This window comes from Janthinobacterium sp. BHSEK (assembly GCF_056174685.1).
Window position 1 is genome coordinate 1 of sequence record NZ_JBWBYV010000038.1, and the last position, 12382, is coordinate 12382.

At 63.3% G+C, this 12382-nt stretch carries 12 protein-coding genes and 2 pseudogenes; 11 read left to right on the top strand and 3 right to left on the bottom strand.

The window, feature by feature from the left end; all coding sequences use genetic code 11:
• The 9 genes from AC0V2Y_RS14615 to AC0V2Y_RS14655 all read left to right on the top strand — a co-directional run.
• On the top strand, positions 1-1426 hold a 1426-nt coding region (locus tag AC0V2Y_RS14615; protein WP_475416629.1), incomplete at its 5' end, for a class I SAM-dependent methyltransferase.
• A gap of 130 nt (positions 1427-1556) precedes the next feature.
• Entirely contained in the window at positions 1557-2471 is a 915-nt protein-coding gene (gene hemF / locus AC0V2Y_RS14620; RefSeq protein WP_475416630.1) for an oxygen-dependent coproporphyrinogen oxidase, read from the top strand.
• A 44-nt stretch (positions 2472-2515) separates the two neighbouring features.
• Complete coding sequence (gene nadD, locus AC0V2Y_RS14625; RefSeq protein ID WP_475416631.1) at positions 2516-3163, top strand: nicotinate (nicotinamide) nucleotide adenylyltransferase; 648 nt, start codon at positions 2516-2518, stop codon at positions 3161-3163.
• A complete protein-coding gene (gene rsfS / locus AC0V2Y_RS14630) occupies positions 3164-3853 on the top strand; it encodes a ribosome silencing factor (RefSeq protein ID WP_475416632.1) in 690 nt (229 codons plus the stop codon).
• A 6-nt stretch (positions 3854-3859) separates the two neighbouring features.
• Positions 3860-4330: a 23S rRNA (pseudouridine(1915)-N(3))-methyltransferase RlmH gene (gene rlmH, locus AC0V2Y_RS14635; protein WP_034747108.1), complete on the top strand. Its 471-nt coding sequence runs from the start codon at positions 3860-3862 to the stop codon at positions 4328-4330.
• 8 nt (positions 4331-4338) lie between these two features.
• Positions 4339-4959, top strand: a complete 621-nt coding sequence (locus AC0V2Y_RS14640) for a Maf family protein (protein WP_099409611.1) — start codon at positions 4339-4341, stop codon at positions 4957-4959.
• 43 nt (positions 4960-5002) lie between these two features.
• Positions 5003-6466: a ribonuclease G gene (rng, locus tag AC0V2Y_RS14645; protein ID WP_034747098.1), complete on the top strand. Its 1464-nt coding sequence runs from the start codon at positions 5003-5005 to the stop codon at positions 6464-6466.
• A gap of 2 nt (positions 6467-6468) precedes the next feature.
• Complete coding sequence (locus tag AC0V2Y_RS14650; protein ID WP_475416633.1) at positions 6469-7245, top strand: AraC family transcriptional regulator; 777 nt, start codon at positions 6469-6471, stop codon at positions 7243-7245.
• Positions 7246-7334: 89 nt separating this feature from the next.
• The gene (locus tag AC0V2Y_RS14655; protein WP_475416634.1) at positions 7335-7943 is read left to right on the top strand and encodes a LysE family translocator; all 609 of its coding nucleotides are present in this window, start codon (positions 7335-7337) and stop codon (positions 7941-7943) included.
• Here AC0V2Y_RS14655 and AC0V2Y_RS14660 read toward each other — a convergent pair.
• The 3 genes from AC0V2Y_RS14660 to AC0V2Y_RS14670 all read right to left on the bottom strand — a co-directional run bounded on the left by AC0V2Y_RS14660 (position 7919) and on the right by AC0V2Y_RS14670 (position 10137).
• Entirely contained in the window at positions 7919-8458 is a 540-nt protein-coding gene (locus tag AC0V2Y_RS14660; protein ID WP_475416635.1) for a hypothetical protein, read from the bottom strand. The genes AC0V2Y_RS14655 and AC0V2Y_RS14660 overlap by 25 nt on opposite strands.
• A gap of 64 nt (positions 8459-8522) precedes the next feature.
• A complete protein-coding gene (locus AC0V2Y_RS14665) occupies positions 8523-9002 on the bottom strand; it encodes a hypothetical protein (protein WP_475416636.1) in 480 nt (159 codons plus the stop codon).
• A 109-nt stretch (positions 9003-9111) separates the two neighbouring features.
• Entirely contained in the window at positions 9112-10137 is a 1026-nt protein-coding gene (locus AC0V2Y_RS14670) for a LacI family DNA-binding transcriptional regulator (RefSeq protein WP_475416637.1), read from the bottom strand.
• 206 nt (positions 10138-10343) lie between these two features.
• Between AC0V2Y_RS14670 and AC0V2Y_RS14675 the strand changes: the two are divergent.
• Positions 10344-11582: pseudogene (locus AC0V2Y_RS14675) on the top strand (malic enzyme-like NAD(P)-binding protein); the annotation flags it as partial.
• Between the two features lie 253 nt (positions 11583-11835).
• Positions 11836-12382: pseudogene (locus AC0V2Y_RS14680) on the top strand (O-antigen ligase family protein); the annotation flags it as partial.

Below are 12382 nucleotides of genomic sequence, written 5' to 3' on the forward strand. Positions count from 1 at the left end.
ACCCTACACCTACTTTGAACTGGGCTTCGGGCGCGGCCAGACGCTCAACGTACTGGCCGCAGCCAACCCCAACGGCCAGTTCTACGGCAACGATTTCAATCCGGCCCATGTCGCCGGCGCACGCGCCCTGGCGGCAAAGGCACAGTTGGGCAATCTGACCCTGCTGGAAAACAGCTTTGAAGAATTGGCCCAGGGCCGCGTGCCCGATCTGCCGCAGTTCGACTTCATTACCTTGCACGGCATCTACACTTGGGTCAACCGGGAGAACCGCCAGCATATCGTCGACTTCATTGCACGCTATCTGAAACCGGGCGGTATCGTTTCACTCAGCTATAACGCCATGCCTGGATGGAGTTCCGCCCTGCCCCTGCAACGCCTGCTGCTGGAGTTTGCCGCCAGCTTCCCCGGCCGCAGCGACTTGCAGATGCAGGCTGGCATCGCCTATGTGCAGCAGTTGCAGAACCTGCAGGCCGGCTACATCACGGCCAATCCCGCACTCGCGCCGCGCCTCAATGCGCTCATCAACAGCGATCCCCATTACAGCGTGCATGAATACCTGAACCAGAACTGGGAACCGCTGTACCACGCCGACGTGATGCGCGATGTGGCGCGCGCCAAGCTCGATTTTGCCGGCTCGTCCGACCTGCCTTTTGCCTTTCCCGAGCTGTATCTGAACGCCGACCAGCAAGCCACCATTGACTTGCTGCCCGACGCGGCCATGCGCGAAACGACGAAGGATTATTTTCTCGACACCAGCTTCCGCAAGGATGTGCTGGTACGCGGCGCGCGGCGCATGGGGACGGTGCGCCAGGCCGAATGCTACGCCGACGTACACCTGGCCATGCTGGTGCCGCGCGCAAAAATGACTTTTACCTTCCAGACCAAGGCCGGCGTCGTGACAGGCAACGAGCAGGTCTACGGCGCCGTCTGCGACGCGCTGGCGAACGGCCCGCATAGCCTGGCCGAATTGGCCGCACTGCCTTCCTTGCCCGGACAGAGCGTGCAAAGCCTGGCGGAGGTGGCGGCCATGCTGGTCACCGGCAGCCAGGTCGTGATGTATTTTCCAAATGAGGCGCAGGGCGACAATGGCGACGCGGCCGCGCACCGCCTGAACCGGGCCACCGGCGCGCAGCTGCGCTACGGCGACGACTACCGCATCCTGTGCTCGCCATTGACAGGCAGCGGTATCGACACGGAATTCATCGACCGGCTGCTGTTTTCGCTGCTGAGCCAGGAGCGCGAGCAGCCGGACCTGGTCACCCTGCAGGCGCAGGCGGCCACCGCCATGGCGCAGTGCGGGCGCCGCCTGCTCAAGGATGGCGCTGCATGCGCAGACGAGGCCGCGCATCAGCAGCTGCTCAACGCCGCCATCGAGGAATTCATGCGGGACGCACTGCCTGTGCTGCAGCAATTGCGCGTGCTGTAGAAGGCGCTGGCCGCGGACGGTGCGCGCGGCCAGCCGCAAAACCACAGCGCCAGCGCCGCCCTATCACAAAAACGCGTAACAGGGTACAATCCGTCCTTACTTTTTTATTTCGGCCTCGTCGGCCCACGCGATGTCGTCAACTCCCTCTCCTTCGGCCGTCAAGGCTTATTTGCTCGATTTGCAAAGCCGTATCGTGCAGGCGCTCGAAGCGCAGGACGGCAAGCCCTTCCTGACCGATGCCTGGCAGCGCCCCGAGGGCGGCGGCGGCATTTCGCGGCTGATCGAGGAAGGCAATGTGTTCGAGCGGGGCGGCGTGAATTTTTCGCACGTCACCGGCGCAGCACTGCCGCCATCGGCCGCGGCCGCGCGCCCTGAACTGGGCGGCAAGGCATGGGAAGCAATGGGCGTGTCGCTGGTGCTGCATCCGCGCAATCCCTACGCGCCCACGGTGCACATGAACGTGCGCTTTTTCAGCACCGTGAATACCGATGGCGAAGCCGTATGGTGGTTCGGCGGCGGCATGGACTTGACGCCGTATTACGGCGACGCGGGCGACGTGAAGCACTTCCATCAGGTGTGCCATGATGCGCTGGCGCCGTTTGGCGCGGAACTGCATCCGAAGTTCAAGCAGTGGTGCGACGATTACTTCTACCTGAAGCACCGGCGCGAAGCGCGCGGCGCCGGCGGGATCTTCTTCGACGACTTCAATGCCCTGGGTTTTGACGACAGCTTTGCCATGCTGCGCAGCGCGGGCGACGCTTTCATCGACGCCTACGTGCCGATCCTGGCGCGGCGCAAGGACACGCCCTACGGCGAACGCGAACGCGATTTCCAGTGCTACCGGCGCGGACGCTATGTCGAGTTCAATCTGGTCTTCGACCGCGGTACCCTGTTCGGCCTGCAGTCGGGCGGACGCACCGAGGCGATCCTGATGTCGATGCCGCCCGTGGTCAAGTGGCGCTACGACTGGCACCCGGAAGCGGGCAGTCCCGAAGCGGCGTTGTATACTGACTTCCTCGTGCATCGCGACTGGCTGCAGGCGTGACGGAAGTTGGCACGGCGGGTAGTACTGCGGGCAGTACGGCATGCGTGACGCTGCTGGGTGGCAGCTACGATCCGGTGCACATGGGCCACGTCGCGCTGGGCACGCATTTTTCCAGCCTGCTGCACGCCGATGAACTGCGCGTGATTCCGGCCGGCGCGCCCTGGCAAAAGGGTAAGCTGGGCGCCAGCGGCGCGCAGCGCGCCGAGATGGCCAGCCTGGCCTTCGCCGGCCTGCCCCTGCCTGTGGTGATCGACCGCCAGGAAATCGAGCGCAGCGAACATGGCCAGGCCAGCTACACCATCGATACCTTGCGCCAGGTACGCGCCGAGCTGGGACCGCGCGCTTCCATCGTTTTCCTGATGGGCGCCGACCAGCTGCAGCGGCTCGCGACATGGCGCGAATGGCAGCAATTATTTGAATACGCGCATATCTGCGTCGCGGCCCGCCCCGGCTTCGCGCTGAATGACACAGCAGTACCGCAAGTGGTCGCCGATGCATTTTCGCGCCGCCTGGGGTCTCTGGAAAGCATCCGCAACACGCCGCACGGTCTGACTTATCTGGCACAGGACTTCGCGGTGGATATCTCCGCCACCGAAATACGTGCGGCATTACAACGGGGGAATCGGGCAAACCCGCTTGTTTCCCCGCTAGTGCTAGACTATATTGAACAACATAATTTATACAAAAGCTAAATGGACATCAAAAAACTGCAAACCCTCGTCGTTGACGCCCTTGAAGACGTCAAAGGCCAAGACATCGCCGTCTTCGAAACGAGCCACCTGACCAGCCTGTTCGACCGCATCGCGATCGTCTCCGGCACCTCGAACCGTCAAACCAAGGCGCTGGCCGCCTCGGTGCGCGACAAGGTCAAGGACGCCGGCGGCCAAATCATCGGCATGGAAGGCGAGGACACGGGTGAATGGGTGCTGGTCGATCTGGGCGACATGATCGTCCACATCATGCAAGCGCCTATCCGCGCCTACTACCGCCTGGAAGAAATCTGGGGCGACACCCCGGTCAAGCTGGGTGCCGCCAAGCGCGCGCCGAAAAAAGCGGCCGGCGACGAGCCGAAAAAGGTCAGCGGCCATCTGGCGGCAAGCAAGGCCAATGTGGAAGCTGCGCCCGTGATCGAAAAGAAAACGCCAGCGAAGAAAGCCACGGCTGCCACCGCCGCCAAGAAAGCGCCGGCGAAAAAAGCCGCCGCTTCCAAAGCTGTCGGTAAGACCGTGAAAGTCGCGCCTACCAAGACCGAAGCGGCCGCCGTGAAAGCGCTGAAAGCGCTGCCGGAGAAAAAAGTACGCGCCCCGCGCGCGGCCAAGCCGGCAGCCGATGCCGCACCGGCAAAAACCGTGATCAAGCGTATCAAAAAAGTCGAAGCGTAAGCGTCGATGCAGCTCATCATCGCTGCGGTCGGCCATAAAATGCCGGCCTGGATAGAGACGGGCTTCGCGGAATACGCGAAGCGCATGCCGCCGGAATTACGCATCGTGCTGAAAGAAATCAAGCCGGTGGAGCGTTCCGGCAGCAAGACGGCCGCCACGGCGATGGCGCTGGAACGCGAGCGCATCGAAGCCGTCCTGCCCAAGGGCGTGCGCATCATCGCCCTCGACGAACGCGGCAAGGACCTGACCAGCGTCGGCCTGTCGCAGCAATTGATGGCGTGGCAGCAGGATGGCCGCGACACGGCTTTCCTGATCGGCGGCGCCGACGGCCTCGATCCGCAACTCAAGGCGCGTGCCGAAGGCATGCTGCGCATTTCCAGCATGACCCTGCCGCACGGCGTGGTGCGCGTGATCCTCGCCGAGCAGCTCTATCGCGCCTGGTCGATCACGCAAAACCACCCCTACCACCGCGTCTGAACTCCCCCATGAAAACGGCTGATCACAAGATCTACCTCGCCTCCAAAAGCCCGCGCCGGCGCGAACTGCTGCGCCAGATCGGCATCGATTTCGAATTGCTGCTGCTGCGCAGCGACGGCCCGCGCGGCGCCGACGTCACCGAGGAAGTGCTTCCCGGCGAATCGGCGCTCGACTATGTCGCCCGCGTGTCGAATGAAAAAGCCGCCTTCGCCTGGGACCTGGTGCGCCGCCGCCACCTGACCCCGCGCCCCGTGCTGGCGGCCGACACCACCGTTACCATCGACGGCGTCATCCTCGGCAAGCCGGCCGACCGCCTCGAGGCCGTGGCCATGCTGCAGCAGCTGTCGGGCCGCACGCACGAGGTACTGACCTCGATCGCCGTGCACTACAAGGACTTCGCCGAGCAGCGCACGCAAGTGTCGCAAGTGCGCTTCGGCGTGCTCTCGCCCGCCTCCATCGCCGCGTATTGCGCCACGCCGGAACCGTACGACAAGGCCGGCGGCTACGGCATCCAGGGCAGCGCCGCCCTGTTCGTCGAGCATATCGAAGGCAGCCATTCTGGCATCATGGGCCTGCCCCTGTACGAAACCGCACAGTTGCTACGGCTGGCAGGTTTGCCCCTGCCCTGATCCCGGGTATGATGTCATTCGTTGCCTCCACTCCCGCGCCCCCATGAACGAAGACATCCTGATCAATATCACGCCGCAAGAAACGCGCGTCGCCCTCATCCTGCAGGGCGCCGTGCAGGAATTGCACATCGAGCGCACGCTCACGCGCGGCCTGGCCGGCAATGTGTATTCCGGCAAAGTGGTGCGGGTGTTGCCGGGCATGCAGTCGGCCTTCATCGACATCGGCCTGGAGCGTGCCGCCTTCCTGCACGTGGCCGACATCTGGGAAGCGCGCGGCCACGACGGCCAGAACGCCACGCCGGCACCGATAGAAAAAATCCTCTTCGACGGCCAGGTACTGACGGTGCAGGTGATCAAGGACCCGATCGGCACCAAGGGCGCGCGCCTGTCGACGCAGATTTCCATCGCCGGGCGCATGCTGGTCTACCTGCCGCAAGACAAGCACATCGGCATCTCGCAGAAAATCGAAAAGGAAGCGGAGCGCGAACAGCTGCGCGTGCGCCTGCAAAGCCTGCTGCCGCCCGATGAAAAAGGCGGCTACATCGTGCGCACCATGGCCGAGGACGCGTCCGACGCTGACCTGAAGGCGGACGTCGACTACCTGAGAAAAACCTGGAGCACGATCACGCACGGCGCGCGCACGCGTCCCGCCACCAGCCTGCTGCACCAGGACTTGAGCCTGGCGCAGCGCGTGCTGCGCGACTTCGTCGGCGATGAAACGGCCACCATCCAGGTCGATTCGCGCGAAAACTATGTCAAGCTGCGCGAATTCGCGGAAATCTACACGCCCAGCGAACTGACGCGCTTGCAGCACTACACGGGCGAGCGCCCCCTGTTCGACCTGTACGGCGTGGAAGAAGAGATTTTGCGCGCGCTGGGCCGCCGCGTGGATTTGAAGTCCGGCGGCTACCTGATCGTCGACCAGACGGAGGCGATGACCACCATCGACGTCAACACGGGCGGCTTTGTGGGCGGGCGCAACTTCGCCGACACCATCTTCAAGACCAATCTGGAGGCGGCGCACGCCATCGCGCGCCAGTTGCGCCTGCGCAACCTGGGCGGCATCATCATCCTCGACTTCATCGATATGGACAATGCCGAGCACCGCAACGCCGTGCTGGCCGAACTGAAACGCACCCTGTCGCGCGACCGCACCAAGGTTTCGGTGAGCAACTTCTCGCCGCTGGGCCTGGTGGAAATGACGCGCAAGCGCACGCGCGAATCGCTGGCGCACATCCTGTGCGAACCGTGCCCGGCCTGCGCCGGCAAGGGACAAGTGAAAACCTCGCGCACCATCTGCTATGAAATCCTGCGCGAACTGCTGCGCGAAGCGAAACAGTTCAACCCGCGCGAATTCCGCATCCTCGCCTCGCAGGAAGTCGTCGATTTATTTTTAGAGGAAGAATCGCAGCATCTGGCCATGCTGGGCGACTTCATCGGCAAGAAAATCTCGCTGCAGGTGGAGAACGCCTACCACCAGGAGCAGTACGACGTCATCCTGATGTAGCCATGCCCGGCACCACCGCCTTCCGGCGCGACCCGGCCTTGCCCCACGTGGAGAGCCGGCGCGCCTGCCACAGCCGGGCCTGCTACAAGCCGCACAGCCATCCCACGTTTTCCATCGGCGCCGTCGATTCTGGCGGCAGCATCTTTACGGGCAGCAAAGACGGCAAGGTCGCCCTCGGCAATGGCAGCCTGGTGCTGGTGCCGGCCGGCTGCGTGCACGCCTGCAATCCCCTGCCTGACGCCGTCTGGAGCTACCAGATGCTGCATCTCGATGCGCAGTGGCTGCAAGCCCACGCGCCGGCGCTCGATGGCGACACGGCGACGGTGTTGCACTGCCCGCTGCTGTACGCGCAGTTTTGCGCCATGCATGCACTGCTGTTTTCAACGGCGAGCGCAGGTAAAAAAAATGCGGCGCTGCTGGCGTTTCTGGGCGCTTGCACCGATACCCGTGCAGACCTGCTGCCCTCGGAACGCAAGCCGGTGCCGCCGCAACTGGCGCCCGTGCTCGCAACGCTGCAGGCGCAACCCTCGGCCAGCCTGCGGCAACTGGCGGAAGCGGCAGGCCTGAGCCCTTTTCAATTGATCCGCGCCTTTCGCGCCGCCACCGGCATGACGCCGCATGCCTACCAGCTGAACGCGCACGTCAACCGCGCGCGCAGCCGTTTGCAGACGGGAACGGCGTTGGCGCAGCTGGCGCATGAGCTGGGCTTTGCCGACCAGAGCCACTTCCAGCGCGTCTTCAAGGCCCATGCCGGCATCACGCCGGGTCGCTACCGCTAGCTGCAATTTTATTCAATACACATCGCCAGCACATCCGCATACTCGTCTTCCCATTGTTGACGGAGTCGCGCCTGATGCAGGATTTTCTATTGATCGCCGCCGCCCATTTCCTGGCCTTGCTGTCGCCCGGCCCAGACTTCTTCCTCGTGTCGCGCAGCGCGCTGGCTCACGGCTGGCGCGGCGCCACTGCTGCTTGCGTGGGCATTACGCTGGCCAATGCCGTATTTATCGCGGCGGCGTTTGGAGGCCTATCGGTGCTGCAGACCGGCAGTACGGCGTTCATGGCGGTGCAGTTGGCAGGATGCGCCTATCTGCTTTACCTGGGCTGGCTGTTCTTGCGCCATGCGGGCAAGAGCAGCCTGGCAGCCACGCCGGCGGCAGCCAGGGAAAACTGGCGCGGCGGCGTTTTGATGGGATTCATGTCCGCCATCCTGAATCCGAAGAATGCGCTGTTCTACGTCAGCCTCGCCACCGTGCTGGCCGCCAGGCAGACGAGCCCCGCTGCGATGGCGGCGTATGGCGCGTGGATGGTCTTTGCCGTGCTGGCGTGGGATATGACCGTGGCGCTTGCCATCGGCAGCACCGCCCTGCGGCAGCGCTTTGCGCGCGCGCTGCCGTTGCTGGAACGGCTGTCGGGCGTGATGCTGATCGTGCTGGCGGTGGTACTGCTGGTTCAGGCCGGCAGCGGGTCCAGGTAAAACACGGCATACACTTTCAGCGGCGACGTTTCCGTCGCTTTTTCCGAGCGCACGACGGCGCAGTCGTCGGCGGCCAGGCTGCGCCAGTTCTGGATGCCGGCCTTGGCGAACATGGCGTGCGCGGGGGCATTCGCGGCCAGGTCCAGCACCAGGCAGGCGTTGCGCGGGCCGGCGCCGTAGTTGACGGCGCGGATCTCGATGCCGAAGGTCGTCATCCACGGTTCCCACAAGCCTTTTTCCTTGCCGGCAGCCATGCGCTCGAGCATCTCGCCAAAGCTCAAGCCTTTCTTGACGGTATCGCGCAGTGCTTGCAACGACGGCGCCAGGCGAGGATCGGGCTGCTTGTTGCCGGCGCGGATCTCGGCGATCGCCTTCAATTCCTTGATGATGGCCGCATCGCGCTCCGTGTAGTCGCGCATGCGCGCGTAAAACTCGGCGTCCAGGAAGGGATTGACGGTCAGCTTGGCGACGCCCTCTTCGCGGCGTTTCGGGGAAGGCGTGTTGGTTTTGGTCATGGCGATAGAGGGCAAAATACGTTGAGGGGCGCCAGTTTAACATCATGGCGCGTCGGCGGCGACGTTAGCGCCGCTTTAATGTTGCGCCTGGCGGGTGCGGGGCGGCCGCTGCGATGCGCGCGCCAGGCCGCATGAAGTCGCGCCGCGGCCCGAACAGAAAGACGGCGCCCGCATACAGTCCCGCCAAGGGGAAGCGCACCTCCCTGAGCAACTGGTGGAAAATGGCGATCGATTGCGCGCGGGTGACGGGAATGTCGGCGCGCCACTGGCACAGCACGTCATGCACGAGGCTGGCGTGATAGGTGGCCGGCAAACCCAGGTGCTGCGCGCCATCGGGCGTGCCCACGTAAAACAGGCCGAGCACGCTGATACAGGGCGAACAGCCATCCCAGGCATAGCCGGCGCGGATGCGGATCGCCGATTCGCGGATAGTAACCCACTCGTTTTCAAATTCAATGCCTTCGAGTAGCGGCGAGCAATAGCCATAGTCGCTGCCCAGCGCATAGCGCCAGGCGTTGCCGGGCATGCCGAAATTCTTCGGCATCAGCGGCCTCCCTGCTGTGCTTGCTTTGCTCTCGTCTGCATGGCGCGGCCTTGACAATTATCAATATCAAGATTTAAACATACTCGGACGAAAGAAGGGCAAGAAGGTGTCAGGCGCGCGGCGCGGCCGTCGATTCGCGCACCACCAGTTCGGGTTTCAGGCGCACGTCGAGCACCGGGGAATCGGGCGCGGCGATGGTTTGCAGGATCAGCCGGGCCGCTTCCGTGCCGATGCCGTGGTGGCGGATGCGGATGGTGGTCAAAGGCGGACGGATCATGTCCATATACGGCATGTCGTTGTGGCCCACCACGGAAATATCCGCGGGGCAGTTCAAGCCCAGTTCGCGGATGGCGTCGTAGCAGCCGAGGGCGACCAGGTCGCTGCCCGTCACCACGGCCGTCGTTTGCGGCGACTGGCGCAGCAGTTCCAGCAGGGCCGCCTTGCCGCATTCGCGCGAATAGCCGCTGCTTTCAAAAACGAACGCTTGCGAGGGAGCGAGTTCGCTGGCCTGGATGGCGGCCAGGAAACCGAGGCGGCGCACGTGGCCCGTGGACAGGTTTTCCGGACCGGCGATGTGCGCGATATGGCGGTGGCCCAGCGCCAGCAGGTGTTCCACGGCCAGGCGCATGCCGACCACGTCGTCGCTGACGACGCAGGAAGCGACGCCCGTCTCGTCGCTGCGATTGACGGTAACCACCGGCACGTTCTGGTCGATGCACATCTTGATGACGGGATCGTCGCGCCGTGCGGTAGCCAAAATCAGGCCATCGACCTGCTGCCCCAGCAGGCGGTTGATGACGAACAGCTGCTCTTCCTCGTCGGCGCCCACGTTGGCGACGATGGCCAGGTAGCCATGCTTGCGCAAGCCTTCCTCGATGCCCAGCAAAATCGGCGGGAAAACAGCATTGGTGATGTCGGGCAAGACCACGCCGATGATGCGCGACTTGCGCGTGACCAGGGTGGAAGCGGCGCGGTTGGGGCGGTAGCCGAGGCGGCCCGCTTCGGCCAGCACGCGCGCGGCCACCTCGGCGCTGACCATTTGCCGCGTTGCCGGGTTCATCACGCGCGACACGGTGGAAAAGTGCACGCCGCTGGCCCGCGCGACGTCGCTTAAGGTGGGGTTCTTGTTTGTCATGGGCTTCCCGGATCGCAATACCGTGATTTTATCGCAAAAATTCCCCTTTTCGTCAAAAACCGAGCAAACGCTTGCATTGAAATAAAGCCGTTGCCCAAAGCGGTTTTGAGACTCTTAAGTACATTCCAGCCTTGACAGCGTGCAAACGCTTGCATACCATGGCTCGGACTTACCACTCGGGCCTGGTTGCCCTTCCCAGAATTCCTATGTCTACTTCCCACAGCAAGCACGCCGAACAGAACGGCGAAACCTTCAACCTGAAAGAAGCCGCCCTCGCCTATCACGCACAGCCCCGTGCAGGCAAGATTTCCGTCACGCCAACCAAACCGCTGGGCGATGCCCGCGCCCTGACCCTGGCGTATTCGCCGGGCGTGGCCTTCGCCTGCGAAGCCATCGTGGAAGATCCGCGCACGGCCGGTACCTACACGTCGCGCAGCAACCTGGTCGCCGTGATCACCAACGGCACCGCCGTGCTGGGCCTGGGCGATATCGGCCCGCTGGCCAGCAAACCGGTGATGGAAGGCAAGGCTTGCCTGTTCAAGCAGTTCGCCGACGTCGATGTGTTCGACATCGAGCTGGCCGAGAACGATCCCGACCTGTTCATCGACACCGTGGTGCGCATGGAGCCGACCTTCGGCGGCATCAACCTGGAAGACATCAAGGCGCCCGACTGCTTCTACATCGAACAGCAATTGCGCAAGCGCATGAACATTCCCGTCTTCCACGACGATCAGCACGGCACGGCCATCATCGTCGCGGCCGGCATCCTGAACGGCCTGGAACTGGTGGGCAAGGATATCGGCAACGTCAAGGTGGCCGTCTCGGGCGCCGGCGCGGCATCGATCGCCTGCCTGGACCTGCTCGTCTCGCTGGGCCTGAACAAGTCGCTGCTGAAGGTCTGCGACAGCCAGGGCGTGATCTACCCGGGCCGCGATGCCAGCATGGAAGAGAACAAGGCGCGCTACGCGAACGATACGAGCGACCGCGACCTGGCCGACGCCATGGTCGGCGCCGACATCTTCATCGGCGTCTCGAAGGGCGGCGTGGTGAGCGCGCAGATGGTCGAATCGATGGCCGCCAAGCCTTTGATCTTCGCCCTGGCCAATCCGCATCCGGAAATCGCCCCGGAAAAAGTGCATGCCGTGCGCGACGACGCCATCGTCGCCACGGGCCGCTCGGACTACCCGAACCAGATCAACAACGTGCTGTGCTTCCCGTACATCTTCCGCGGCGCGCTCGACGTGGGCGCCACCACCATCAACGAAGAAATGAAGCTGGCCTGCGTGCGCGCCATCGCCGCACTGGCCAAAGAACCGCTGCCAGGCCACGAAAGCAGCGCGCTGACGCCGCTGCAACTGATCCCGTCGCCATTCGACGAGCGCCTGCGCAGCTGGGTCGCGCCTGCCGTGTCGCAAGCGGCGATTGCCACCGGCGTGGCCACGCGCGTGCCGGCCATCGCCTGATACGCATGACAGGCCTTGCGGCCTTGGCAAATTAACGGCAAGTTACCATTGCTTACAAAAAAACCATGGCTGAAAACCATGGTTTTTTTCATTCTTCCCCTTGAGACCGCTCATATAGTTATCGAAGAGTAAATTCTCCGTCAGCGTTTTTGCAAGCACCTTCGATTACAATGACGCCTACTTTATGTTGCTACAGTTGCCATCATGGCGACGACGTGCGTTACCAAGGATATTCATGCTCGGCCTGACCTCTGTTTGTGTTTTTCTCTTTTCGGCATTGGCGCTGGCTGTCAACAGTGGTTACTCCCTTGGCGCACTGGTTCTGCTATTGGCCAGCGGCTCCTTATTGTGGAGACGTGCCAGCCTGGCTCTACAGCGTCAGGACTATCTGCTGATCGGTGTCCTACTGGCGTATTTCCTGATCTTTACCGCCAATATGCTGTACCACGGCGATCCTCCGCGCGAATTCGACATGCCCCTACGCGCCCTGCTGGCGATCCCGGTGCTGCTGTTGCTGCTGGCTTACCCACCACGGCCGATGTTCTGGTGGGCCGGCTTGTCCGTCGGCGCTATTGCCGGCGCAGCGTATGCCTTGATGCAATTTGTTCCTGACAGCCTGATTCGTCCGCAAGCGGCCACCAGCAACCCCATTCATTATGGCAATGTCAGCATGCTACTGGGCATACTGGCGCTCTGCGGACTCGACTGGGCGCGCACGCAGGCGCACCGTTATGCCTGGAGTGGCCTGTTGCTGACGGGATGCCTTGCCGGCATCGTCGGTT